We start from the raw sequence: 24,083 nt of genomic DNA on the forward strand, positions 1-24,083 counted from the left end.
GAGACCAACCCGGTCAACCTCGATCCCCGCATGGCCTCCTTCGCCAACGGCGTCCACCGCCTCGACGGACAGCTCATGGTCGTCCTCGACGTCGACAAAGTCCTCGAAATCGCAACCCAACGTATGGCTGCATGACGTCTGGAATGATCGCGGCGTAATCGCACGAACTGCCCAACCGGGCGTGAACTGATAGAGGCAGAAAATGAAGACATGTCTGGTGGTCGACGACTCGAGCGTCATCCGGAAGGTCGCGCGACGCATCCTCGAAGGACTCGACTTCGAGATCGTCGAGGCCGAAGACGGCGAAAAGGCGCTCGAAGCCTGCAAGCACGGGCTGCCCGATGCGGTGCTGCTCGACTGGAACATGCCGGTGATGGACGGCTACGAGTTCCTCCGCAATCTGCGCCGGATGCCGGGCGGTGACGCGCCCAAAGTGGTGTTCTGCACCACCGAGAACGACGTCGCGCACATCGCGCGCGCGCTGCACGCCGGCGCCAACGAGTACATCATGAAGCCGTTCGACAAGGACATCGTCACGGCGAAGTTTCAGGAAGTCGGCCTGATCTGACGGGGGTCGGAAGGTCGGTCTTTGACGGCGCGTTCGGGGACGCGACGGGGAGTGGAAGTATGCGTTGCGTCGGTGTTCTATGAGCGTAGCTCTGGCAGGTAGTCCCGCTACGAATTCGGCGCAATACGAGCCGTTGCGCGTGATGATCGTCGACGACTCGGTCGTCATCCGCGGTTTGATCTCGCGCTGGGTCGAAGCCGAGCCGGACATGGTGGTGGCTGCCTCGCTGCGCACTGGGCTCGACGCCGTCAATCAGCTCGAACGCGTCAAGCCGGACGTCGCGGTGCTCGACATCGAGATGCCGGAGCTCGACGGCATCTCCGCGCTGCCGCAACTGCTCGCCAAGAAGCGCGATCTCGTGGTGATCATGGCGTCGACGCTGACCCGCCGCAACGCGGAGATCAGCTTCAAGGCGCTGTCGCTCGGCGCCGCCGACTACATTCCGAAGCCGGAAACCACCCGCGAGCCGCACGCCGCCGACATCTTCAAACACGACCTGCTGCAGAAGATCCGCTCGCTCGGCGGTCGTGTCCGCCGCCGCGCCTCGGCCGCGTCCGCCGCACCGGCGGTCGAGCGCGCCCGCGATCCGCATCCGGCGCCGCTGGCCCCCCTCACACCCGCGACGCCGAGCGTCGCGAGCCAAGCCGCCTTGGTGAAGCGCTCGTTCGGTCCGACCGCGCCGCGGGTCCTGCTGATCGGCTCGTCGACCGGCGGACCGCAGGCGCTGATGTCGGTGGTCGCCGAAATCGGACCGGTGATCGACCGCTTCCCGGTGCTGATCACGCAGCACATGCCGCCGACCTTCACCACGATTCTTGCCGAGCATCTCGCTCGCGCCAGCCGGCATCCGGCGCATGAAGGCATCGATGGCGAGGCGATCAAGCCAGGCAATATCTACCTAGCTCCCGGCGGCAAGCACATGCGCGTCGCCAAGCAGGGCGGCAATCCGGTGATCGCGCTCGACGACGGGCCGCCGGTGAATTTCTGCAAGCCCGCGGTCGATCCGCTGTTCACTTCGGCGATCGATGTCTGGCAGAGCGGCATTCTGGCGGTGGTGCTGACCGGCATGGGTTCGGACGGCATGCGCGGCGGCAAGGAGATCGTCGCCGCCGGCGGCAGCGTGATCGCTCAGGACGAAGCCACCAGCGTCGTCTGGGGCATGCCCGGCGCTGTCGCCAATGCCGGCGTTTGCGCGGCGGTGCTGCCGCTCAATCAGATCGGCCCGAAAGTGGTTCGCCTGTTCGCTGGAGACCGCTCATGAATCCGGCCGACTACGAGTTTCTGCGCAAGCTGTTGAAGGAACGGTCCGGCCTCGATCTGTCGGCCGACAAACAATATCTGGTGGAGAGCCGGCTGTTGCCGCTGGCGCGCCGATTCAGCCTCGGCGGGATCGCCGAGTTGGTCCAGAAGATGAAGGGGATGGGCGCCGAGGCACTGATCGCCGACGTCGTCGAGGCGATGACCACCAACGAAACCTTCTTCTTCCGCGACAAGATGCCGTTCGATCATCTGCGCGAAGAGATGCTGCCGGCGCTGCTGCAGGCGCGAGCCGCGCGGCGATCGCTGCGGATCTGGTGCGCGGCGTCGTCGACCGGGCAGGAGCCGTATTCGATCGCGATGACATTGAAGGAGCTCGGGCCGGCGGTCGCCGGCTGGCGGTTCGAGATCATCGCCACCGATCTGTCGCCGCAGGTGCTGGCGAAATCCAAGTCGGGCCTGTTCAGTCAGTTCGAAGTGCAGCGCGGCCTGCCGATCCAGCTTCTGGTGAAATACTTCAAGCAGGCCGGCGAGGTGTGGGAGCTCAGTCCCGAGATCCGGGCGATGGTGCAGCACCGCCAGCTCAACCTGCTGCAGGACTTCTCCGCGCTCGGCACGTTCGACATCGTGTTCTGCCGCAACGTGCTGATCTATTTCGACCAGGCCACCAAGGTCGGAATCCTGGAGCGGATCGCCAAGCGGCTCGAGCCGGACGGCTATCTCACCCTCGGGGCGGCCGAAACGGTCGTCGGCCTGACCGAAGTGTTCAAGCCGCACGCGTCGCGCCGCGGCGTCTATCTGCCGAACCTGAAGTCGGCGCCTTCGATCGTCCCGGCGTTCCCCGCGACCACCGCCCTCAGCAGCCTGCGCGCCGGCTGAGGAGCGGCCCTCGGGCTCTTCAACCTCAGCATTACTACACGTCCTTCGTCGTTCCGGGGCGCTCGCGCAGCCAGCGAACCCGGAATCCCGAGGTTGTTGTGCAAGCCCGCAGCCAAAGTAGTCCCGGCGTCAACGCGTCCGCCTACAGCGCGCCTCGAAATGACTGGGCGAGGGGAGTGGTGCGCCTGACCATCTCCCAAAAACAAAAACCCCGCCATTTGCGGCGGGGCTGGAGGCTCACTCGGAAGGAGAGCGCCGGCTGGCGCTCCTGGGTAAACCTGGTCAGGCCGGGATGCGGACGTCGTCCTCGGACGGCTCGCGCAGCACGTAGCCGCGGCCCCACACGGTCTCGATGAAGTTGCGGCCGTCGGAAGCGTTTGCGAGCTTCTTGCGCAGCTTGCAGATGAAGACGTCGATGATCTTCAGTTCCGGCTCGTCCATGCCACCATAGAGGTGGTTGAGGAACATTTCCTTGGTCAGCGTGGTGCCCTTCCGCAGGGAGAGCAGTTCCAGCATCTGATATTCCTTGCCGGTCAGATGCACGCGCTGGCCGCCGACTTCGACGGTCTTGGTGTCGAGATTGACGACGAGATCGCCGGTCTGGATCACCGACTGGGCGTGGCCTTTGGAGCGGCGGACGATGGCGTGGATGCGCGCGACCAGCTCGTCCTTGTGGAACGGCTTGGTCATGTAGTCGTCGGCGCCGACGCCGAGACCCTTCACCTTGTCCTCGATGCCGGCGAGGCCGGACAGGATCAGGATCGGGGTTTTGATCTTGGAGACGCGAAGCTGCTTGAGAACATCATAACCGGACATGTCCGGCAGGTTCAGATCAAGCAGGATGATATCGTAGTCGTACAGCTTGCCGAGGTCGACGCCTTCTTCACCGAGATCCGTCGTGTAGACATTGAAACTCTCGGATTTGAGCATCAATTCGATCGACTGCGCAGTCGCGCTGTCATCTTCAATCAGCAATACGCGCATGCCAGTCCCCTCTAAGCGCCGCTACGGGCGTCAGGCGTCCGCACACTTGCGGCACTGGAAACGCCTTTGAAGAACTGATTCGGATCCTGACGAGGAATGGTTAACAAAAACTGATTCGGCTCCGCAAGGTCCCATCGTGCAATTTTTGTCGAATCGCACTAAGGTGTTGCGGGAAAGCAGCTTTTTGCTGACCGGCCCCTTCAAGTTCCACTTTAAGAGTAGGCGCTAACCGACTCTTTCGACTCGCCCTTCATTCTGAGGGGCGAGCGTGCTCAGCTACCAAAGACAGTGACGCAATGATTAACGATGCGGGTAAACACGAAGTTAAGGTGACAGCCCTCGCGTCGACGAACTTAAGGGTTTCGCAATGAAGGCCCTGGCGGAACAGATCGGCGACATCGACAGCGTCAATACCTACGGGCGCGTCGTCGGCGTCCGCGGTCTGATGGTCGAGATCGCGGGGCCGATTCACGCGATGAGCGTTGGGGCGCGCATCGTTGTCGAGACCGGAACGAACCGTTCGATCCCGTGCGAGGTGATCGGCTTCACCGGCAACAATGCGATCGTGATGCCGTTCGCCGGGCTCGAGGGCGTGCGTCGCGGCTGCCGCGCGATCATCGCCAACGCCGCGGCTCAGGTGCGACCGTCGCCGCATTGGCTCGGCCGCGTCGTTAACGCTTTGGGCGAACCGATCGACGGCAAAGGGCCCCTGGTACAAGGCCCGTCGCCGATGCCGTTCCGCAACCAGCCGCCGCCGGCGCATTCGCGCAAGCGTGTCGGAGCACCGCTCGATCTCGGCGTGCGCGCGCTCAATACCTTTCTCACCTGCTGCCGCGGCCAGCGCATGGGTATCTTCGCCGGTTCCGGCGTCGGCAAATCGGTGCTGCTGTCGATGCTGGCGCGCAACGTCGACGCCGCGGTGTCGGTGATCGGACTGATCGGCGAACGCGGCCGCGAGGTGCAGGAGTTCCTGCAGGACGACCTCGGCGAGGAGGGGCTGGCGCGTTCGGTGGTGGTGGTGGCGACCTCGGACGAGCCGGCGTTGATGCGGCGGCAGGCAGCGTATCTGACGCTGGCGATCGCTGAGTACTTCCGCGACAACGACAAGGACGTGCTGTGTCTGATGGACTCGGTGACGCGTTTCGCGATGGCGCAGCGTGAGATCGGGCTGTCGGCCGGCGAGCCGCCGACCGCCAAGGGCTACACCCCGACGGTGTTCACCGAGCTGCCGAAACTGCTGGAGCGCGCCGGCCCGGGGCTCGGCGAAGGCACCATCACCGGCATCTTCACCGTGCTGGTCGACGGCGACGATCACAACGAGCCGGTCGCCGACGCGGTGCGCGGTATTCTCGACGGCCATATCGTGATGCAGCGCGCGATCGCCGAGCGCGGCCGCTATCCGGCGATCAACGTGCTCAAATCGGTGTCGCGGACGATGCCGAAATCGGCCGATCCGATGTATCTGCCGCTGATCAAGCGCGCGCGTCAGATCATGGCGACCTACGCCGACATGGAGGAGCTGATCCGGCTCGGCGCCTACCGCCCGGGCTCCAGCGCCGAGGTCGACGAGGCGGTGCGGCTGCACGAACCGCTGGAAGACTTCCTGCGTCAGGGCAAGGACGAGGCGACCAGCCTGCAGTCTGGATATGCACAATTGGAGCAGATCCTGAGCAATGTAGAAACGGAACGCTAACTTTGTCCGGCCATCATACTTGGCACGTCAATCGATTTGCCGGTTGCCCCTGCGCGGCGGGCCGGCGTTGTCCCGCGTTGAATCGGGACTTCTGGGGAGTACGAGTCGATGAAGTCACGTGACACGCTGATCCGCCTGAAGAAATTTCAGGTCGACGAGCGGCGCCGGCGGGTCGCCCAGATCGAAGCGATGATTGCCGATTTCGAGCGGATGTCGGCCGATCTGGAGCGCGAAATCATCACCGAACAGGAACGCGCCGGTATCGCCGACCCGACCCACTTCGCCTATCCGACCTACGCCAAGGCAGCGATTCAGCGGCGCGAGAACCTGACCCGGTCCGCCGACGAATTGCGGGTGCAGCTCGAGGAGGCGCGCGGCCAGTTGTCGGAGGCGTTCGACGAAATGAAGAAGGTCGAGCTGCTCGACGAGCGCGATCAGGCCCGCGAGCGCGCCGAAGAGAGTGCCCGCGAGCAGGCCGATCTCGACAGCATCGGCCTGATGCGGGCGCGGCTCGGCGGCGCCGGCGCCGTCATCTGACGCCTGACATTGCGGCGATCGAAACAGCCCGGACCGCGTGGTCCGGGCTTTCGTTTGCGGTATCCACAGCCTGTGCAGCAACGTGGTGGAACGTTGCGTTGCACGATATGCTGGTCCGGTTCGGGTCGCCCGGCTCGAACCGGGGCGTGGCCGCAACGGCCATGGTGAGGTCTTAGGAATGCTGTCGCCGGCTGAGTTGGTTTCGCTGATCGCCGCGGTCGCCGAGCGCGATCAGGACGCGTTCCAGCGGCTCTACGATGCTACCCGGGCGAAACTGTTCGGCGTCGTTCTCCGTATCTTGCGGCGACAGGATCTCGCCGAAGAAGTCATCCAGGACGCCTACGTCAAGATCTGGAACAACGCCGCGCAATTCGATTCCAAGGTCGCTTCGCCGATCACCTGGATGGCGTCGATCGCGCGCAACCGGGCGATCGACGTCGCGCGCAAGCGCGGCGAAGTCTCGATCGAGGAGGAGCCGTCTGCCAACGACGTCGCGGCGGAGACGCCGGATCCGCTGGCGCGCCGCGAGATGACCGAGGAACTGAAGCGGCTGTTGGAGTGCATCGGCCGTCTGGAGCCCGACCGCCAGAAGCTGGTTCTGCTGGCATACTACAACGGCTGGAGCCGTGAGCAGCTCGGCGCCAAGTTCGGGGCGCCGGCCAACACGATCAAGACCTGGCTGCGCCGCAGCCTGCTCGATGTTCGGGGGTGTTTGGGACTGACCTGATGGCTCACAGCGAAGACCATAGCGCGCTCGCCGCGGAATATGCGCTCGGCACGCTCGACGCCGCCGAACGGGCGGAGGCCGAGGCGCTGATGCGCGACGACGCGGCGTTCGCGGCGCTGGTGCAGGCCTGGGAGCTGAAGCTCGGCGCGCTTAATCAGATGGTCGGGCTGGTCGAGCCGCGCGGCGAGGTGTGGGATCGGATCAAGGCGGCGATCGCCACCGAGTCACAGCGCGCGGTGCCGCCGCCGGCTGCGTCACCGAGCGGTGACGCAGCTTCGGGGGTGCTCGGTGCGCCGGGAGAGCCGATCTTGCCCCGCCCCGCCAACGACATCGGGCCCGCACCGTCGAGCGAGTCGACCGAACTCAGCCCGGAATCCAAGCGCGTCGTGTACTTCGCCAAGCGCGCTTATGTCTGGCGCGGCCTGGCGATGCTGTCGAGCGCGGTCGCGGCGTCGCTGTTGCTCGTGGTCGGCGCGCAAGTGTATCAGCCGGACATCCTGCCTGATGCGGTTCGACCGCCTGTTCGCACCAAGGTCGTGACGGTCGAGGCACCGCCGCCGCCGATTCCTGCGCAGTACGTCGCGGTGCTGCAGAAGGACGGCGACGCCCCGGCGTTCATCCTCACCGTCGACGCCGCCACCAAGACTTTCACCGTGCGCCGCGTCGCCGCCACGCCGGAGCCGGGCAAGAGCTACGAACTCTGGCTGGTCTCCGACAAGCTGCAGAAGCCGCGCTCGCTCGGCGTGATCGGCGGGCGCGATTTCACCGTCAATCCGGTGCTGTCCTCGTTCGATCCCGAGCTGGTCAACAAGGCGACCTACGCGGTGACGATCGAACCCGAAGGCGGCTCGCCGACCGGCGTCGCCACCGGCCCGATCGTGTTCACCGGCAAGCTGGTGGAGAGCGTGCCGCCGGAGCCGATGCGAACCGCGCCGCAGAAGTAACTGCACGGCGCCGGCCGGCACGGTGGCCCGAACGAGATCGGTCAGACCGAGCTATTTCACAAAAGAAAAACGCCCGTGGGGAGCGGGCGTTTTCCTTTGGGTCTCCACCTGGGGTGAGTGGGACCTCCTCAGCTCACGCGTTGGCCAGGGGGGCTATCCGGCATGCGTGACGGCTGGAACGGTTAGCGGACCACCATGGTCTCCGCCTTGCTGATCGCCATCGGTTTGCCTGCTTTGATCACCTTAGCGGTCTGGGTGTAGCCGTCGTCGGCGCCGAGGCGCGCGCTGATCCCGAGGCCCGCCACCGCGATCCCCGCCACCAATGCCACGGCCACAATCTTCAGGTGGGTGGTGCGATCGGCACTGTAGATCGAATGGTTCATCGCGGAGCCTCCTGGTGTCTTCTCCACCCTCGGAAATTCGTGTTTGCGATCCCGAAGCAGGTTCAAAGAACTCACGCAGAAAACGTAGGAAATCCTCGGCCCGTTCCGCAGGGGTGGTCACAAGCGCGTGAACAACTGTGATCCTGCGCGAGAATGCAGTGCGAAATCCCTGGCTAACTTACTGAAAATTAATCAAATCAAGGATGACAGGAGCAGTTCTGGCCGTTGGCGACGCAGCAGTGTCAAGGTACCTTTCGGGCCGCCATAGAGCTTGTCTGTTGCCCAAAAGTCGCGCAGCGGAAAGCTCGCTGCGGCGCAGTGCAACCAATCGCTCAGACGCTGCCGACGGTCTTCAACCGGGCCCGCGGATGGATTTCGGCCTGTGACATCACCGTGGTCTGCGCGCGGAAGCGCTCCACCAGCGAGCGGACGAACGGGCGGATCGACGCCGAGGTCACCAGCACCGGCGCTTCGCCTTCGCGGGCGGCCTGTTCGAACTTGTCGCGGACCGCAGTCATGAATTCCGACAGTTTCGACGGCGCCATCGCCAGGGTGCGGTCTTCGCCCTGTCCGATGATCGACTCGGCGAACGCCTGCTCCCATTTCGCCGACAGCGCGATCAGCGGCAGGTAGCCGTTGTAGGAGGTGTTCTGCGCGCAGATCTGGCGCGCCAGCCGGGCGCGGACATGCTCGACAATCGTCGACGGATTGCGCGAGAACGCCAGCGCTTCGGCGACGCCTTCGAGAATGGTCGACAGGTCGCGGATCGAGACGCGTTCGGCGAGCAGCAGTTGCAGCACGCGCTGGATGCCGGAGACGGTGATCTGGCCGGGCACGATGTCCTTGACCAGTTCGCCCTGTTCCTTCGGCAGGTCTTTCAGCAGCTTCTGGGTCTCGCCGTAGGACAGCAGGTCCGACATGTTGGCTTTGAGCAGTTCGGTCAGGTGGGTCGACAGCACCGTGGCGGCGTCGACCACGGTGTAACCCTTCAGCGAGGCCTCTTCCTTGAAGTTGGCGTCGACCCAGGTTGCGGGCAGGCCGAACGTCGGCTCGGTGGTGTGGATGCCGGGCACCGTCACCTGCTCGCCGGCCGGGTCCATCACCATGAACTGGTTCGGCCAGATCCGGCCCGAGCCGGCGTCGACCTCCTTGATCTTGATGACGTAGGTGTTGGCCTCGAGCTGGACGTTGTCGAGGATGCGCACCGCCGGCATGACGAAGCCCATCTCGATCGCCAGCGAGCGGCGCAGCGCCTTGATCTGCTCGGTCAGGCGGTCGGTGCCGTCCGGGCCGTTGACCAGCGGCAGCAGCGCGTAACCGAGTTCGATCTTGAGGTCGTCGATCCGCAGCGCCGCGGCGATCGGCTCCTCGGCGGACGCCGCAGCCGCTGCAGCCGCCGCCGCTTCCGGCGCCACCGCGGCCTGCGCCGCCTCGGCGCTGACTTGCGCTTTGCGCTTGCCGGCTTTGAACGCGAGATAGCCCGCCCCGCCGCCGAGCGCCAGGAACGGCAGCGTCGGAATCCCCGGCAGCGCCGCCAGCACCAGCATCACCGCGGCGGCCATGCCGAGCGCCTGCGGGTAGCCCGACAATTGGCCCATCATCGCCTTGTCGGCCGAGCCGGTGATGCCGGCCTTGGACACCAGCAGGCCGGCTGCGGTCGACACGATCAGCGCCGGGATCTGCGTCACCAGGCCGTCACCGACAGTCAGCAGCGTGTAGGTGTGGCCGGCCTCGCTGAACGATAGGCCCTGCTGCATCACGCCGATGACGATGCCGCCGATCACGTTGATGAACACCACCAGCAGGCCGGCGATGGCGTCGCCGCGGACGAATTTCGAGGCGCCGTCCATCGCGCCGAAGAAGCCGCTCTCGTCTTCCAGCTCCTTGCGCCGCGATTTGGCGGTGGCTTCGTCGATCAGGCCGGCCGACAGGTCGGCGTCGATCGCCATCTGCTTGCCGGGCATCGAATCCAGCTGGAAGCGCGCGGCGACTTCGGCGATACGGCCCGAACCCTTGGTGATGACCACGAAGTTGACGATGATCAGGATCGTGAACACGATGATCCCGATCACGAAATTGCCGCCCATCACGAAGCCGCCGAACGCCTCGATGACGTGACCGGCGGCCGCGGTGCCCTCGTGACCGTGCGACAGGATCAGCCGGGTCGACGCCATGTTCAGCGACAGCCGCAGCATCGTCGAGATCAGCAGCACAGTCGGGAACGAGGAGAATTCCAGCGGCGCCTGGATGAACAGCGCCGTCATCAGGATCAGAATCGACAGCGTGATCGAGATCGCCAGGAACAGGTCGAGAATGATCGCCGGCAGCGGCAGGATCAGCACGACCAGGATGGTCAGCACGCCGATCGCCAGCGCGAGATCGCCGCGCCGCAGGATCGCGATCATCTCTTTGACGCTGGGGATGCCCGACCCTGAGCCCTGGCCGACCGTAGTGTCCGTCATGTCCGCCGTCGCCTCTCGCGCATGTCGCTTGCCACGAACGCCGGGGCGCAAAGCGGCCGTGGGGCCGCTGGGGCCGACGTGAGGCACCGCACTGGCGTCCACGGGCATTCCCCGATGTTCGCGGCCGACGACACTTCAATTCACTGGGCAAAATTTGCCCGGTGCATGGTTAGCAAAGAGTTAACGCCGGCGGGGGTGCGACCGCATGGCAGGGTGCCGTGGCGCCCGGCTTGACCGCAGCGCGCGGTCCGGAAACTCTGCAACCATGGAAACGCCCTTGGGAAAGACCGGCAAAACGCCGGCGTTCACGCTCGACTCGCGCCAGGCGTGGGTCCGGCTCGGATTGGCGCTGGTGATCGGTTCGATCGGCAGCGTCGGGATGTGGTCGGTCGTCGTCGTACTGCCGACCGTGCAGGCGGAGTTCGCCGCCAGCCGCGGCGCCGCCTCGCTGGCCTTCACCATGGCGATGCTCGGCTTCGGCCTCGGCGGGGTCGCCACCGGCAAGCTGACCGACCGGTTCGGCATCGTCGCGGCGATCGGATCCGGCATCGCGCTGATCGCGCTCGGCTATGCGGGAGCCGGGCTGTCGACCTCGCTTTGGCAGTTCATCGCGTTGCACTTCCTGATCGGCGCCGGCGCCTCGGCGACGTTCGGCCCGCTGATGGCGGAAGCCTCGCATTGGTTCGAGCGCTATCGCGGCCTCGCCGTGACGATCGCCGCCACCGGCAATTATCTCGGCGGCACGCTGTGGCCGCCGCTGGTCAATTGGGGCAGCGCCACCATCGGCTGGCGCGCCACCCATCTTCTGATCGGCGCATTCTGTGCCGTGTCGATGACGCTGGTCGTTCTGTTGCTGCGGGCGCAGATGCGCGGCCACGCCGCCACCAGCCACGCCGCGGCGCCGCCGCCGAAGATCGATCTGCAGCTTCCCACCAACACGCTGACCGCGCTGCTGTGTGTCGCCAGCATCGCCTGCTGCGTGGCGATGGCGATGCCGCAGGTCCACATCGTGGCCTATTGCGGCGACCTCGGCTACGGCGCGGCGCGTGGCGCCGAGATGCTGTCGCTGATGCTGGCATTCGGCATCATCAGCCGGATCGGCTCCGGCTTCCTGGCCGACCGGATCGGCGGCATCCGCACGCTGCTGCTCGGCTCGGTGGCGCAGGGTGTGGCGCTGCTGTTCTATCTGTTCTTCGACGGCCTCGGCTCGCTGTACGTGATCTCGGCGATGTTCGGCCTGTTCCAGGGCGGCATCGTACCGGCCTATGCGATCATCGTGCGCGAGGCGATGCCGGCACGCGAGGCCGCCACCCGGGTCGGCCTCGTGATCATGGCGTCGGTGCTCGGGATGTCGTTCGGCGGCTGGATCTCCGGGGTGATCTTCGACGCCACCGGCTCGTATGCCGCGGCCTTCGTCAACGGCATGGCCTGGAACGCGCTCAACGTCGCGATCATGCTGATGCTGCTGCTGCGCGCCCGCCGCCGCGGGCCGCGGGTGGCGATGGCGTGAGCCGGGGAGGGCGGCGTCAGGCCGACAGGCGGTCGTGCCCGTCGCGGCCGGCCGAGCGGCAGCGATTGCGGCCGTCGCGCTTGGCCTGCAGCATCGCGTGGTCGGCGCGGTCGAGCAGCGCGGTGCCGTTGTCGCCGCTGCCATGGGTGGAGACACCGATGCTGACCGTGACCGGTCGCCCGAGCCCGTCGAAATCGTGCCGGCTGATGGTGCGCCGGACCGTCTCGGCCGCTTCGCAGGCGCCGGCTTCTCCGGTGCCGACCAGCACCGCGACGAATTCCTCGCCGCCGAGCCGGCCGACGAAGTCGGTGCTGCGCAGCGACCGTCCGATCAATCGCGCCACCTCGATCAGCGCGGCGTCGCCGGCGGCGTGACCGAGGGTGTCGTTGATGGTCTTGAAGTGGTCCACGTCGATGAACAGCAGCGACAGCTCGTCGCCGGACCGCGCCGACCGCGCCACCTCGCGCTCGATCCGCTCCAGCAGCGAGCGGCGGTTGGCGAGGCCGGTCAGCGGATCGGCCAGCGCCAGCAGCTTGAGTTTCCGGGTACGCTCGGAGACCTCGCGCTCCAGCCGGCCGTTGACCTCCGACAGCAGCATCTCCGAGGCCTTGGCGTTGGTGATGTCGGTCGCCGCCGCGATCAGTCCGATGCAGGCGTTGCGGCTGATCCGTGGACTGATCTTCTCCACGATCCAGCCCCAATCTCCGGACGCGGTCTTCACCCGGGCCTCGACCGTCGCGGTTCGGCCGGTGGCGAGCACGTCGCCGATGCACGACAGGTAGCGTTCGCGATCCTCCGGATGCACGAAGCCGGCCCAGTCGATATCTGTGGCGGCAGTCTGATCGATGCCGACGAAGTCGTACCAGGCCTTGTTGACGAAGCAGCGCTGACCGGACCGGCCGCTGACCCAGATCAGCGACGGCGCCTCGTCCGACAGCATGCGAAACCGCCGCTCGCTCTCCATCAACGCGTCGATCAGCACCTCCTCGACCGCCAACTCGTCGTGGTCGTCGGTCTTGGTGCGGTCGATCAGCGCCTGGGCGATGCGGCGGTCGAGCTTGAGGATGTGGCCGACCAGCCAGTTGATCAGAAACGCCAGAAAGGCTTCGGCGGCTTCGACGTCGGTCAGATCGGTGCGCGCGGCGAGGCGGTCGACCTCGCGCAGGAACGTCCGGTGGACGCAGACGTGCCGGTCGATCTCGGCGGCGGGCAGCCGCGAGCAGCGCATCAGCGCCTCTTCGTCGCAAAAGTGCATCCGCGCGTAGTCGCGCAGCCGTTCGATCAGCGCCGACAGCTTTGGCATCGCGTCGCGGTGCTGGATCGCGCCGGCGAGCTGATTGGTGATGTCGAACAGCCCGCGATGCTGTTCGTCGATCCGCTGATCGCCGGTTTCATACAGCGGGTTCCATGGGAAGAGCGGCATTGGCGCGCCTACGGTCGATCGTTTGCCGACCCTAGCGCCACGATTGTTTGGGGCGGGTTAAGCGCGGCCGGCTGTTGTTGCCCGGCTGGGGGCGCCGATGCTCGAATGCCCGGCCGGATGCCGCCTTTGCCGCCGCGGATGCCGCGGCGCCGGTACCGCACTGGGGGCTGGAAGACGCCGGGCGAGCGGTTTCCGGGGCGATTCACGCCCGCGGCGGCGCCGCTTCATCCGGCGTTAACGATCGAATTGCTGCAGCGGCCGGGCCGGTCGCGATGCGACCGTCGCGGCGTTCGGTGCCTGCGGCCACCATTCTCGCGGCGCCGGGCCCGGCCCAAGCTGCCGATTGCCGCAGCCGGGGCGCCATTGTATGGGGAGACCGCACCGTCCGCCGCCCTCTGCGGCCGCCGGCGGGGCCTGTAGCTCAATGGTTAGAGCCGACCGCTCATAACGGTCTGGTTGCAGGTTCGAGTCCTGCCGGGCCCACCAGTCTTAACGGCCATGCGCCGCCGTCCAAAGGGCGATTTCGAGCGGGAGCGATAAACCGTGCCGAATTTCCCCTAATATCGGTCAATAACGGCGAGGGTTCCTTGACATCTGCTGATGCGGTTCGCCAGCATTAGTTGTTTCACGCAGATCGTTTGGCGGCTCGCCGCATTAGTCGCGCGAATAGTCCAGTTTTCACTCTGACCTCGCGGCTGCGTTTTCACCCAAGGTAGTTCCATCTGTCCGAACAGCAAAGCGTCGATGTCTCTCCCCACCAAACAATTTCCGCCACCGGATTCTTGGGAAGAATTCGAGAGCTTGTGCGCGGACTTCTATGCACTGGAATGGAAAGACTCGGCTACGCAACGTCACGGTCGGCAAGGCCAACCACAAGGCGGAGTAGATATCTATGGACGCCCGGACGGCAAGAATTATACGGGCGTTCAATGCAAAAAGAAGGACATCTGGCCGCCCAAAGAGCTCACGACCGATGAGATTGACCAAGAGGTTGCCAAGGCGAAAACGTGGAAGCCGGGTCTCAAGCATTTTGTCATCGCAACCACCGCATCGAATGATAAAACGGTGCAAGCCCATGCGCGCGCAATAACGGAAGCACACAAAAAAGAAAAGCTATTCGCGGTTAGAATCGAAAGCTGGAAAGAAATAACGAGAAGGCTCGCAAAGTATCCGGACCTATTGCGCACTTATGGCTATTTGCCCGACCTGTCTCATGCAACTCAGCAGGCCGCCACCGCCATTGCTGACGAGACGTCTAAGCGGGTGTTGGCAGGGTTGAGTGACGCAAGTCTTAACCAGCAACAAAGCTATATTTCCGATGCACAGCAGAATGCCGGACTGACCGAGGCGTTGGAGCGCGACCTGGCGGCTCGATATGACCGCGCGATGCGCCGGTCATTTCTTCCCGAGGCCATGGCGACGGATGAGTATGGAAGCGTTGCCGACATTGCTTGCGAGCCCCCGTACACCACCGTTGCTCCGGACCTTCGCCGCGCAATAATCTTGCGGGCCGCACGCAGCGCGGCGGTAAGAGGTACGCTGGAAAAGGCCGAAGAACTTCTGACGATAGTGCAAACCGTGCCCGGTGCCGAGTCTGACCGGCTAGCCCGCGCGCGAGTACTTGAAAGGCGCGGCGACATCGATGGAGCGCTCGCCCTCATCAGGGATCGCACTGACGCGGACTCGCGCTCAACGGTGTTGAACATAATTTTGCGGCATCGGGGACCTGAGGCGGCTCTGAAATGGTTTGCCGACAAGCAACTTTCCGTCCGAGATTTGACAACTAACGGTCTGCGAACACTGGCCGGAGCCCACCTTAAAACGGAAGATTTGGACGCATTGCGGTCCCGCCTGGAAGAGCTCTCGACCGAACAATTCAATCAGGGTCCATATTTTCGTTTTCTGCGTGCGATAGTGAACATGGCTTCGGTATTGCCGATACCGGACAGAGACCTTGCTTTTTAGTAGTTTTCAAATGGACGCCCGGCGTGGGACGCGTTCTGTGCTCGACGTCGGCACGACCGCAGCACGCCTCGACCTCGCCATAGGTGATCTGATTGCATTGCTTCCGGTTGCCGCACAGCTTGAACTTTATCAGGCGAAACGGTTAGCCGAAAATTACTTGCGCTGGTGCGAATTGCTGCATCCGCATCGCAGGGAAATAGGCCTTGCGCGTCTGCGGGAGGAAATGCAAGACATTCGCATCGCGAAAGAACGCCTGTCACTCGCATTCGCTTTCGACTCTAGCTTCGATCCGAAAGAAATCGAACAGTACCTGTCAGCGCGTGAAGACCTTGGCGGTCTGGACGACGATGACCTGAAGGCCGCGCTTATCATTAGGATACATTCCAAGGAGCCCGCGAGCGTTGCGGAATTAATCGCACGATACCGGACACGGTTTGAGGCGTCGTATAAAGTCCCGCCGATCTTTACCATCGAGATCCAGGCGCTCGCGCTGGCCGGTGACACGGCTTCTGCACGGCTGTTACTCGACAAACACCGTGCCGAGCTTACGCCAGAGGGCGTCGCTGGTTTCGAAGCCCTGATTAAAAAGTCGGAAGGTGAAGACCCGGTCGCTGAAGACTTGAAGGTCTATGAGCAAACTAGAAATCCCGAAGCTCTGCGCTCCTTGGTTATGTCGCTAACGGCCAAAAACGACCACCGCGCAATAGCCAAATATTCGGAGGAGCTGTTCGCACAATCCTCTGACCCCCACGACATTGCGCGAGCTGCGCAGGCCCATGCACGTCTCGGTGACGATGCAGAATTAATGCGGGTTATTGAGGCGCATCCGCTCCTGAAAGAACTTGAACCTGGGTTATTGCAACACTACGCGTGGGCGCTTTTCCGAAAAGGCAGATTGAAGGAAGCAAAAACGGCGGCAGACGCACTTTTGAGCTCTGACCGCGACTTGCAGCTCGAAATCGCTATAGCGGTCGAGTCTGGCGAATGGGAGTCTCTGGCCAAGCCGCTGGCGGCATATCTTGATGACGTCTCGAAGCACTCGGGACTGACGTTGATACGTGCGGCACACCTTGCACAGCAATCAGGACACGGGCCGTTTATGGACTTAGTGCGGGCTGCAGTTTCGAAAGCAGGCGACAGCCCGCATGTTTGGCTCGGCGCTTACACTGCGATAATTGAAGCTGGGCTTGAAGAGGAAGTGCCTGAGAGCCACGAGTGGTTCAGGAAGGCGCTGCAACACTCTGGAAAGAGAGGCCCCATCCAACAGTTCGAGCTTAAGGATATCCTTCCGCAGCAGCGTGAATGGGATAAGCGCACGGCGGATATCAGCGAACGGGTCAACAAGGCGGAAGTGCCACTAGTCATCGCCGCGCCGGGACTCCGAACGACTGTTGTCGACATTCTGTTGCGAAATCTCGTTCGTAATTCGAGTTTGGAAGACGCTCGCAGGAAGTACGTCATTCCGCTTTTCAGTGGACATAGGCCACCGGAGCGCGTCGGTTCAGCGATCACGAGCTTGGGCCTAGATATCTCGGGACTGTTAGTCCTCGGATGGCTTGGCGTGCTTCCGAAGGTATTCAAGACGTTTAAGACAATTGCTCTTCCTGCGACCATCCTCACGGAGTTGTTCGATGGCAGGCGCCGCGTCCAACACGTGCAAAAGTCGCGGATAAAGCGAGCGCGGGAGCTTGAACAGACAATATTGCGCAATCGCATCAAAATTGTGCGGCCTCTCGAGAGTGACGCCGAGCCATTATCGGAAGAATTCGACTCGTCTCTTTCCGCGCTGATTCGGAATGCCGTCGATGCTGGCGGGATAGTTTTGCGGCCGGGACCGGTTCACCGACCTGGTCTGGAGCAAAAACCAGCCGACGTAACGGCGCACCTTCCTCATTTGTCGGACATGCATGCGCTGCTGAAGGTTCTTGTTGAGCGCGGCGCGGTTAATCATGCCGAAGAAGAAACAGCGAGAAACTATTTCAATCTCCAAGACAAAGGTCTCCCGGGTTGCGCTGAGCCGGACTCTTCGAAACCGCTCTTCATCGACCAGTTGGCACTTATCTATCTGCAGACAACCGGCCTCCTCGACGCCGTCATGAAGACATTCAAGGATGTTCGGATCGAAGGCGTGGCGGAAGACGAGGCACTGGCGCTCATCGAGCATCATCAACACGTGGAGGAGGTGCTGAATATCATCGACGATATTCGGGACAACATTAGAACGGCGAACGCATCCGGCAGAGTGTCATTCGGGCCGCGCCGGATTGAGCGTGGCAAGCGGGAGGATGATACACCGTCGACGTTGCACCTTTTGTCAGACTTGACAGCCGTCGACGCAGTGGTTTGCGACGACCGGGCCCTGAACAAGGAGAATTTCGCCGCCGATGTAAATGGAAAGCGCATTCCCTGTCTGTCGACGCTTGATGTCTTGGAAGAACTTCGCGGCAGAGGAACGCTTTCCGAAGCCGAGCGTCTTTCTGCACGTCACAAATTGCGCGTTGGCGGAGCGGCTATTGTGCCTGTTGAAACTGCAGAAATGTCTCATGCTGTAGGCCGTAGCCACAGCGCAATGTCCGCAGAACTACGAGCCATTCAGGAAAGTATCGACTTGGCGCGCGTTTCGGAGATACCTTCGTTTCCGCGAGAAATCCGCTGGTTCGCCAACACGAGCATGGCCGTCAAGGCGGCAATCATCCCGATTTGGAAATCAGTCCATAACGCAGAGCTCGCGGGTGGCCTGTCGGATATGGTGATGCAGATTGTTCCTAAACCCGAGGATTGGGGCGCCCGGTGGGACAACGAGCCTCCACCGGAGTGGGTAGAGGCCGTCAATCGCGTAATCATGTCGACGCTCGCATTTCCAGTCGAGCTAGGCGAAACCGAGACAATTGCAGCTTACAACGCGTGGTTTGAACTTAGTTGCCTTGAGCCACTGCGTGCCGTATGGCCCGACCGGTATCAAGCCGTAGTCGAACAATTGCGTGCATTCATTTTATCTGGCGAGGATGATGTTGTTGAAAAAGTCAAAAAAAAGCACAAGGCCCACCAAGCCGCGGCGAAGCCAAAGAGGCGGGCGGCGAAAAAAAAAAGGCGCAAAGCGAAGCGTAAAGGTAAGGGTCGCCGAAACCTTGCCTGACCTGCCGCGCTTGAAGGCGGTTTTCGCATTACGCAAACTCGAAGGGCAATTGTCGTCCGATGTCATCTCGGACGGAGCTATCGCGAGTAAGTTTGATATCCCTACGCACAGGCCTGCGCATTTGGGTCCTGATGTCACCGTTCACCAGGATCGACTGTTGGCCGCATTCAGGGATGTACTGGCGGGAAAGACGGTAACGTCCATCGTTGACGAAAATGGTAAGCGGTTAAAAGCGGAGATTTCCATCACCGAGAACGGGACTGCGCGAATTGCCGCTAATAAAAATACATTCGTGTTCACACACGCAGGCCTCCTTAGCCCGGACCGGGACACTCGACGCTCTTATCTCGACCGTTATCTGAAGGAGCGGTCACTCGCTAGCGGTTCCGTGGATGAGTTGCGAGGTATAGTGAGCAAACAGGTGGTCACAGACGATGACTTTGTAACTGCAGTAAGCACTATGTCCGGCTCACCCGAAAGTATCATCCAAAAGATTAGGTCGAAAGTGGCGGCTCGCGATCTGTCGAATGCCGACTTGCTGCCCGAGGATATGGGATACTGGGACAATTTGGTTGCTCGCTGGCGGAATTCGGAAACCTTGGAGGAGTTTCTGCATCTGGAGGCCGAGGAACAGCGAGCGCGCGCGTTCCACGAAAGTCCTACCGGTGCCTTCTTTGTGAGTTCGTTGTCGTGGTGCGCGCCCGGCCTTGTTCCGGTTGACATATTTAGGGAACTGCCAGCCGATACGATATTGAATCTCTTTGAGCGCGCATCGTCATTACCCGATCATTTTGCCGTCATTGGCGCGTTTGAAGTCTGCTGCGAGCGGTTCGCTACGGATGCTCGCTTCGAGGCAGCGGGCACGAAGCTTCTCGACCAGCTATTCGGCGATATGGAACAGTTGCTTGAGCGCTGCACGTTTTTTGCCGCGATATTTATTCTCACTCTGGTCCGTTTGGCACAGCATCAGCAACTTAAACGCAGACCGCCATTCTGGCGTCGCATTACTGCAGCAGCCAACGCGTCATTAGTAACGCGTGCCTGCGGTGCGGACAATGCGGAGAAGCTATTTGAGTGGGTCGTGAATCACTCTGGAAAAGCATTTCTACTATCAACTCTACTTGAAGAGGTGTCCGAAGCGCGATGGAAACCCGAATGGGCGTCGGGAAATCATCTCACAGCGGACGCCGTTGGCCGCGCTGATGCGGCGCTCCAGAAATTTCCGGAAGCTACAAGGCCCGCCGCGTGGGTTGAGCGCATTGAAATAGCGCGCGAGTGGATAACCCAAAAGAAATTGTCCGTGTTCGCCGTAATTCCGGCGATTGGTGAAAGCGCGCGCCGCAAGCAGCCCACACTGGAGGAAGGCGCGGGCTTTCGCGACTCCTTTCAAAAGTTCTGCAACGCGCCAACATTGGATGCACTTATTGACTGCACGCCAGGCGTTTACATCGTAGGAGCGCCGAAAGAGTTCGTAATAGCCTGTCATACAGTTATTGCCGATTTGCAAAAGACATCGGCGCGTTTATTCGATAACAATACCAAGTTCGCGTTGCAGTTGCTCTCATACGTTGCGGTATTGGCGCATGACGAAGCCTTGGCTGATTCCGTCGCGCAATTTTCTCTAGAAAAAATCCGCGAGCTGAAAGAAGACGAAACGACCTTCGAAATCATTCTTCGCTTGGTCGAGTGTGCGAGCGCATACGTGGACCGCACCAAGGCGGCAGACACGTTGGCGCGGCGTTTGGAATCAGTATCATTCTTGGCGAAGCCGTCGGCGTCGCCCGACCTTCATGACTCACTTCGTCATCTCCAGCTCGTCTGGGATGCGCTATCACAACGTCTTGGACGCGCCTTGGCAGCTTCAAGGCTAGCGCGGCGTGCGGCGTGAACATCAAACATCTTTGATGCACTTGGGCGCGTCGGCTTACGCCGACCGGGCCATATACGCTTGCTGCGTAGGACACACCCAGCCTAGCGGAGCTTGTCTCGGCCCTTCGGGTGGCTATCCCTCGCGCAAATTTACGAGCTTGCAGCCCCTTGCACCGTCAAGGCGAACCTTCGGGCTTCGCCTTCGGCCTGACGGCTTGACCCGGGTCATTGCCGCTAGGCTAGTTCGGTTTGCTGTTGCAAATCATGGTAGGTCGAAGGGGCGATCGGTAAAACCCTGCAGATTGGCTCGACCCCATGCGCCCCACGATGATCGTCGATGAATACGATCATGGCTTGGGCCGGCGGTCGAGCTCCGCCGTCGCAAAATAGGCGCTGGCCTTGCGCAGGATCTCGTTGGCCTGCCGGAGCTCGCGGTTCTCCCGCTCCAGGACCTTCAGCTTCTCGGCCATCTCGGTCGGAACGCCGGCCCGCTTCCCGCTGTCGATTTCCGCCTTCTTGAGCCAGTCATGCAGCGTCTGCGGCGTGTAGCCGATCTTGGCCGCGATCGACGTCACCGCCGCCCAGCGCGACGGGTGCACGCCGGCGGCGCATGCTGAACACCGGCGCAACGCCTTGCTTCAGCGCCCGATCGGGAACGGGCGCCCGTCGATAATCGCTTCCATCGAGAAATACGACGTGACGGTTTCCAGCTCGGTCTTGTTGATGATGGTCTGATACACCTTGTCGTAGTTGCTCATGTCGCGGGCGGCGATTTTCAGCATGTAGTCGAAGTCGCCGCTGATCCGATAGAACGCCACGATCTCCGAGATCGATTCGATCTGCGCCCGGAAGCGCTTGAGCCATTCGGCTGAATGCCGCCGGGTCCGCACCATCACGAACACCGTCATCGGCACGCCGACGGCTTCCTGGGAGACGCGCGCCCCATAGCCGGTGATCGCGCCACTGGCTTCGAGCGCCTTCAGCCGTCGCCAGAACGCATTCTGGGACAGCCCGACTTCGTCCGCGAGCTCGCGTTGCGAGCGCGACGAGTCGGCCTGCATGGCCGCAAGAATCCGAAGATCAATTTGATCGATCTTATGGGCCATTATCGGGTCAAACTCCTCAAAATTGGTCGTTAGATGAGTGAAATATGTGAACATTCCTGCAAAATCAATCACTAATCTTACCGCCAAGACGGCCGCGGAATGATCTGCGCGGCGTCGGGCGATGATCAGGCGTGCCGGGTCCTCGCTGGTGCAGGAGGCGGATACGGGGGGCGTCCGTCCCGCTGTTTCCACGGCGCGCGGGGTTCGTGAAGTGATGACGACGGTTCAAATGGCGACGGCGCGCAATCTTCCTGCGGAGCCCAGGCGGGTGCCGGGCCCGTTCGGCAGTGAGGCGGCCGAGCCGGAGTGGGTGCGAAACGCCATCGACAGGCTGGAGGCGGACGCACGGCGCTCGGCCGACACGCATCTGTTCAAGCTTCGCTTTCCCGGGCTCGACGGCATCGACGTCTATTTCAAGGATGAGAGCACGCATCCGACCGGCAGCCTCAAGCATCGCATGGCGCGCTCACTGATCCTGTTCGGGCTGTGCAACGGCCTGATCGGGCCGGGGACCGCTCTGGTGGAGGCGTCGTCGGGATCGACGGCGGTCTCCGAAGCGTATTTTGCCGAACTTCTCGGCCTGCCGTTCATTGCGGTCGTGCCGCGTTCGACCTCGCGGCAGAAGATCGCGGCGATCGAACGGTTCGGCGGCCGCTGTCACTTCGTCGACAGATCGTCCGAGGTTTACGCCGCGGCGCAGACGATCGCCGCCGAACTGGACGGCCTGTATCTCGATCAGTTCACTTATGCCGAGCGCGCGATCGACTGGCGCACCGGCAACATCGCCGAGAGCATCTTCAAGCAGATGGCCGGCGAACCTCATCCGGTGCCCGAGTGGATCGTGATGAGCACCGGCACCGGCGGGACCTCCGCGACGATCGGCCGCTACATTCGGTTCAGCCGAAAGAAGACGCGGCTGTGCGGCGTCGACGTGGAGAATTCGTGCTTCTTCGAAGCCTACAAGTCGCGCGAGCGCACCGCGAACTGCGTTCGCAGCTCGCGCATCGAAGGCGTCGGACGCCCGCGCGTCGAGCCGTCTTTCGTGCCCAGCGTGATCGATCAGATGATGCGCGTTCCCGACGCCGCGTCGGTCGCCGCCGCGCATGTGCTGGCGGCGCGGCTGTCGCATCGTGTCGGTGGATCGACCGGCGCCAATTTCGTCGGATTGTGCTGGTGCGCGGCCGCGATGCTGCGCGACGGCCGGTCCGGTTCGCTGGTGACCGTGCTGTGCGACGACGGCGAGCGCTATTCGGACACGTACTACAACGACGATTGGTTGAAGGCCGAGGGCATCGACACCGCGCCCTATGTCGCGGCGCTCGAGCGGTTCCTCGCCTCGGGCGTGTTCGAGATGCCGGGCGATGGCGCGGGATTTGAATGTGCGAGCTGGCCGGCGCCTGCGCAACGCAGGTGAACGCCGGGTGTGAATTCGACTTTGCTGTGATTGGCGAACATCAGGAACCGCCGCATGCCGATTGAAAACTGGACGTCGCGCTACTTGGACGAGCTCAAGGAGTTTCGTCACGACCTGCATCGCAACCCCGAACTGCTCTACGACGTGCATCGCACCGCGCAGCGGGTCGCGACGCGGCTGCGCGAGGCGGGTGTCGACGAAGTCCATGAAGGCATCGGTGGCACCGGCGTGGTCGGAATCATCCACGGCCAAACGCGTAGTTCGGGTCGCATGATCGGGTTGCGCGCCGATATGGATGCGTTGCCTATTCTGGAGGCAAGTGGCGCCGAATGGGCCTCACAGGTCCCGGGCAAAATGCACGCATGCGGCCACGACGGCCACACTACCATGCTGCTGGGTGCGGCACTCGGTCTCGTCGAGCATCGCGCGTTCGACGGCAGCGTCGCGCTGATTTTCCAACCTGCGGAAGAAGGCGGCGCCGGCGCCAAAGCGATGCTCGACGACGGCCTACTGCAGCGGTTTCCGATCCAGGAATTCTACGGCATGCACAATCGCCCGGGGCTCGCCTTGGGGACTTTCGCGACCGGCCCGGGACCGCAGATGGGTTCGGTCGACGAGATCATCATCACCATCGAAGGTCGCGGCGGCCACGCCGCACAGCCGCACGCCACGATCGATCCTGTGGTGATCGCCGCGTCCTTGATCCAGGCGAGCCAAGCGATCGTCGCGCGCAATCTCGATCCGCTGCAATCGGCCGTGGTCTCGATCACCCAGATGGCGGCCGGCGATGCGTTCAACGTCATTCCGCAAACGGTGACGCTGCGCGGCACCGTCCGCACGCTCGACGAGCAGACCCGCGACATGGTCGAGAAGCGGCTGCGCGACCTCACCGAGAGCATCGCGGCGGGCTTCGGCGCCACCGGCACGCTGTCCTATCTGAGGCACTATCCGGTGATGCGTAACGCCGAGATCGGCGTCGATCGCGCGGTCGCGGCCGCCGGCGAAGTGGCCGGCGCCGAGCAAGTCGACGCCGCGATGACGCCGACGCTGGGCGGCGAAGACTTCGCCTTCATGCTGAACGAACGGCCCGGCGCGATGATCATGATCGGCAACGGCGACAGCGCGCCGCTGCATCATCCGCGCTTCGACTTCAACGACGACGTCATCCCGTGGGGGTGTTCGTACTGGACCACGCTGGTGCGCCAGCGCATGCCGCTGAGTTGAAG

The 24,083-nt window shown here is 62.9% G+C and carries 18 protein-coding genes, 1 tRNA gene, 2 pseudogenes and 1 other annotated feature; of the genes and pseudogenes, 15 read left to right on the forward strand and 6 right to left on the reverse strand.

The window, feature by feature from the left end; genetic code table 11:
• The 4 genes and pseudogenes from DWA33_RS25555 to DWA33_RS21665 form a co-directional block, all read left to right on the forward strand.
• Positions 1–135: pseudogene (locus DWA33_RS25555) on the forward strand (chemotaxis protein CheW); the annotation flags it as partial.
• A gap of 67 nt (positions 136–202) precedes the next feature.
• Positions 203–568 (forward strand): response regulator, encoded by a 366-nt coding sequence (locus DWA33_RS21655; RefSeq protein WP_011157188.1) that lies wholly within the window; start codon positions 203–205, stop codon positions 566–568.
• Between the two features lie 79 nt (positions 569–647).
• Positions 648–1,829 carry a protein-glutamate methylesterase/protein-glutamine glutaminase gene (locus DWA33_RS21660; RefSeq protein ID WP_114360575.1) on the forward strand — a complete coding sequence of 394 codons (1,182 nt, stop codon included), beginning with the start codon at positions 648–650 and terminating at the stop codon, positions 1,827–1,829.
• Positions 1,826–2,704 (forward strand): CheR family methyltransferase, encoded by an 879-nt coding sequence (locus DWA33_RS21665; RefSeq protein WP_114360576.1) that lies wholly within the window; start codon positions 1,826–1,828, stop codon positions 2,702–2,704. Before DWA33_RS21660 ends, DWA33_RS21665 begins: the two co-directional genes overlap by 4 nt.
• A 282-nt stretch (positions 2,705–2,986) precedes the next feature.
• On the opposite strand, the gene ctrA is transcribed toward DWA33_RS21665, so the two are convergent.
• On the reverse strand, positions 2,987–3,688 hold the full coding sequence (gene ctrA, locus DWA33_RS21670) for a response regulator transcription factor CtrA (protein WP_011157191.1): 702 nt from the start codon (positions 3,686–3,688) through the stop codon (positions 2,987–2,989).
• 367 nt (positions 3,689–4,055) lie between these two features.
• On the opposite strand from ctrA, the gene fliI reads away from it, so the two are divergent.
• The 4 genes from fliI to DWA33_RS21690 all read left to right on the forward strand — a co-directional run bounded on the left by fliI (position 4,056) and on the right by DWA33_RS21690 (position 7,589).
• A complete protein-coding gene (fliI, locus tag DWA33_RS21675; RefSeq protein WP_114360577.1) occupies positions 4,056–5,381 on the forward strand; it encodes a flagellar protein export ATPase FliI in 1,326 nt (441 codons plus the stop codon).
• Positions 5,382–5,489: 108 nt separating this feature from the next.
• A complete protein-coding gene (gene fliJ, locus DWA33_RS21680) occupies positions 5,490–5,918 on the forward strand; it encodes a flagellar export protein FliJ (protein WP_114360578.1) in 429 nt (142 codons plus the stop codon).
• A 178-nt stretch (positions 5,919–6,096) separates the two neighbouring features.
• A complete protein-coding gene (locus DWA33_RS21685) occupies positions 6,097–6,645 on the forward strand; it encodes a sigma-70 family RNA polymerase sigma factor (protein WP_114360579.1) in 549 nt (182 codons plus the stop codon).
• Complete coding sequence (locus DWA33_RS21690) at positions 6,645–7,589, forward strand: anti-sigma factor (RefSeq protein ID WP_114360580.1); 945 nt, start codon at positions 6,645–6,647, stop codon at positions 7,587–7,589. The genes DWA33_RS21685 and DWA33_RS21690 overlap by 1 nt, the downstream gene beginning before the upstream one ends.
• A 182-nt stretch (positions 7,590–7,771) precedes the next feature.
• Here the strand turns inward: DWA33_RS21690 and DWA33_RS21695 are convergent, their stop codons facing one another.
• Both DWA33_RS21695 and flhA read right to left on the reverse strand, forming a co-directional pair.
• Complete coding sequence (locus tag DWA33_RS21695; protein WP_114360581.1) at positions 7,772–7,972, reverse strand: hypothetical protein; 201 nt, start codon at positions 7,970–7,972, stop codon at positions 7,772–7,774.
• Between the two features lie 332 nt (positions 7,973–8,304).
• Entirely contained in the window at positions 8,305–10,434 is a 2,130-nt protein-coding gene (flhA, locus tag DWA33_RS21700; protein WP_167443259.1) for a flagellar biosynthesis protein FlhA, read from the reverse strand.
• Positions 10,435–10,699: 265 nt separating this feature from the next.
• On the opposite strand from flhA, the gene DWA33_RS21705 reads away from it, so the two are divergent.
• Entirely contained in the window at positions 10,700–11,944 is a 1,245-nt protein-coding gene (locus DWA33_RS21705; protein WP_114360582.1) for an MFS transporter, read from the forward strand.
• 16 nt (positions 11,945–11,960) lie between these two features.
• Here DWA33_RS21705 and DWA33_RS21710 read toward each other — a convergent pair whose 3' ends face one another.
• The gene (locus DWA33_RS21710; protein WP_114360583.1) at positions 11,961–13,367 is read right to left on the reverse strand and encodes a GGDEF domain-containing protein; all 1,407 of its coding nucleotides are present in this window, start codon (positions 13,365–13,367) and stop codon (positions 11,961–11,963) included.
• A 410-nt stretch (positions 13,368–13,777) separates the two neighbouring features.
• Here DWA33_RS21710 and DWA33_RS21715 point away from each other — a divergent pair.
• From DWA33_RS21715 to DWA33_RS21730, 4 genes are all read left to right on the forward strand, one after another.
• Positions 13,778–13,853 (forward strand) — tRNA-Ile (locus tag DWA33_RS21715).
• A gap of 258 nt (positions 13,854–14,111) precedes the next feature.
• The gene (locus DWA33_RS21720; RefSeq protein WP_114360584.1) at positions 14,112–15,332 is read left to right on the forward strand and encodes a restriction endonuclease; all 1,221 of its coding nucleotides are present in this window, start codon (positions 14,112–14,114) and stop codon (positions 15,330–15,332) included.
• Between the two features lie 37 nt (positions 15,333–15,369).
• Positions 15,370–18,468 (forward strand): HTH domain-containing protein, encoded by a 3,099-nt coding sequence (locus tag DWA33_RS21725; protein WP_147270294.1) that lies wholly within the window; start codon positions 15,370–15,372, stop codon positions 18,466–18,468.
• Positions 18,461–20,356, forward strand: a complete 1,896-nt coding sequence (locus tag DWA33_RS21730) for a hypothetical protein (RefSeq protein WP_147270295.1) — start codon at positions 18,461–18,463, stop codon at positions 20,354–20,356. Before DWA33_RS21725 ends, DWA33_RS21730 begins: the two co-directional genes overlap by 8 nt.
• 242 nt (positions 20,357–20,598) lie before the next feature.
• Here DWA33_RS21730 and DWA33_RS21735 read toward each other — a convergent pair.
• Positions 20,599–20,933 (reverse strand): annotated as a pseudogene (locus DWA33_RS21735) (IS3 family transposase); the annotation flags it as partial.
• Positions 20,614–20,730: a sequence feature (AL1L pseudoknot), on the reverse strand. (Overlaps the previous pseudogene by 117 nt.)
• A gap of 42 nt (positions 20,934–20,975) precedes the next feature.
• Positions 20,976–21,443: an Lrp/AsnC family transcriptional regulator gene (locus tag DWA33_RS21740; RefSeq protein ID WP_114360587.1), complete on the reverse strand. Its 468-nt coding sequence runs from the start codon at positions 21,441–21,443 to the stop codon at positions 20,976–20,978.
• 214 nt (positions 21,444–21,657) lie between these two features.
• Here DWA33_RS21740 and DWA33_RS21745 point away from each other — a divergent pair, with 214 nt between their 5' ends.
• Both DWA33_RS21745 and DWA33_RS21750 read left to right on the forward strand, forming a co-directional pair.
• Complete coding sequence (locus tag DWA33_RS21745) at positions 21,658–22,857, forward strand: PLP-dependent cysteine synthase family protein (protein WP_114360588.1); 1,200 nt, start codon at positions 21,658–21,660, stop codon at positions 22,855–22,857.
• 54 nt (positions 22,858–22,911) lie between these two features.
• A complete protein-coding gene (locus tag DWA33_RS21750) occupies positions 22,912–24,081 on the forward strand; it encodes a M20 aminoacylase family protein (protein ID WP_114360589.1) in 1,170 nt (389 codons plus the stop codon).
• The last annotated feature ends 2 nt before the right edge of the window (positions 24,082–24,083 follow it).

The sequence above is a fragment of the Rhodopseudomonas pentothenatexigens genome (assembly GCF_900218015.1).
GTDB lineage: Bacteria > Pseudomonadota > Alphaproteobacteria > Rhizobiales > Xanthobacteraceae > Rhodopseudomonas > Rhodopseudomonas pentothenatexigens.

Excerpts from the sequence above, each read along its gene's own strand:
- DWA33_RS21710 (WP_114360583.1), bottom strand. The coding sequence starts at position 13,367 with ATGCCGCTCTTCCCATGGAACCCGCTGTATGAAACCGGCGATCAGCGG.
- DWA33_RS21665 (WP_114360576.1), top strand. The coding sequence starts at position 1,826 with ATGAATCCGGCCGACTACGAGTTTCTGCGCAAGCTGTTGAAGGAACGG.
- ctrA (WP_011157191.1), bottom strand. The coding sequence starts at position 3,688 with ATGCGCGTATTGCTGATTGAAGATGACAGCGCGACTGCGCAGTCGATC.
- DWA33_RS21690 (WP_114360580.1), top strand. The coding sequence starts at position 6,645 with ATGGCTCACAGCGAAGACCATAGCGCGCTCGCCGCGGAATATGCGCTC.
- fliJ (WP_114360578.1), top strand. The coding sequence starts at position 5,490 with ATGAAGTCACGTGACACGCTGATCCGCCTGAAGAAATTTCAGGTCGAC.
- DWA33_RS21685 (WP_114360579.1), top strand. The coding sequence starts at position 6,097 with ATGCTGTCGCCGGCTGAGTTGGTTTCGCTGATCGCCGCGGTCGCCGAG.
- DWA33_RS21720 (WP_114360584.1), top strand. The coding sequence starts at position 14,112 with ATGTCTCTCCCCACCAAACAATTTCCGCCACCGGATTCTTGGGAAGAA.
- fliI (WP_114360577.1), top strand. The coding sequence starts at position 4,056 with ATGAAGGCCCTGGCGGAACAGATCGGCGACATCGACAGCGTCAATACC.
- DWA33_RS21695 (WP_114360581.1), bottom strand. The coding sequence starts at position 7,972 with ATGAACCATTCGATCTACAGTGCCGATCGCACCACCCACCTGAAGATT.
- DWA33_RS21745 (WP_114360588.1), top strand. The coding sequence starts at position 21,658 with ATGACGACGGTTCAAATGGCGACGGCGCGCAATCTTCCTGCGGAGCCC.
- DWA33_RS21660 (WP_114360575.1), top strand. The coding sequence starts at position 648 with ATGAGCGTAGCTCTGGCAGGTAGTCCCGCTACGAATTCGGCGCAATAC.
- DWA33_RS21740 (WP_114360587.1), bottom strand. The coding sequence starts at position 21,443 with ATGGCCCATAAGATCGATCAAATTGATCTTCGGATTCTTGCGGCCATG.
- DWA33_RS21655 (WP_011157188.1), top strand. The coding sequence starts at position 203 with ATGAAGACATGTCTGGTGGTCGACGACTCGAGCGTCATCCGGAAGGTC.
- DWA33_RS21750 (WP_114360589.1), top strand. The coding sequence starts at position 22,912 with ATGCCGATTGAAAACTGGACGTCGCGCTACTTGGACGAGCTCAAGGAG.
- flhA (WP_167443259.1), bottom strand. The coding sequence starts at position 10,434 with ATGACGGACACTACGGTCGGCCAGGGCTCAGGGTCGGGCATCCCCAGC.
- DWA33_RS21705 (WP_114360582.1), top strand. The coding sequence starts at position 10,700 with ATGGAAACGCCCTTGGGAAAGACCGGCAAAACGCCGGCGTTCACGCTC.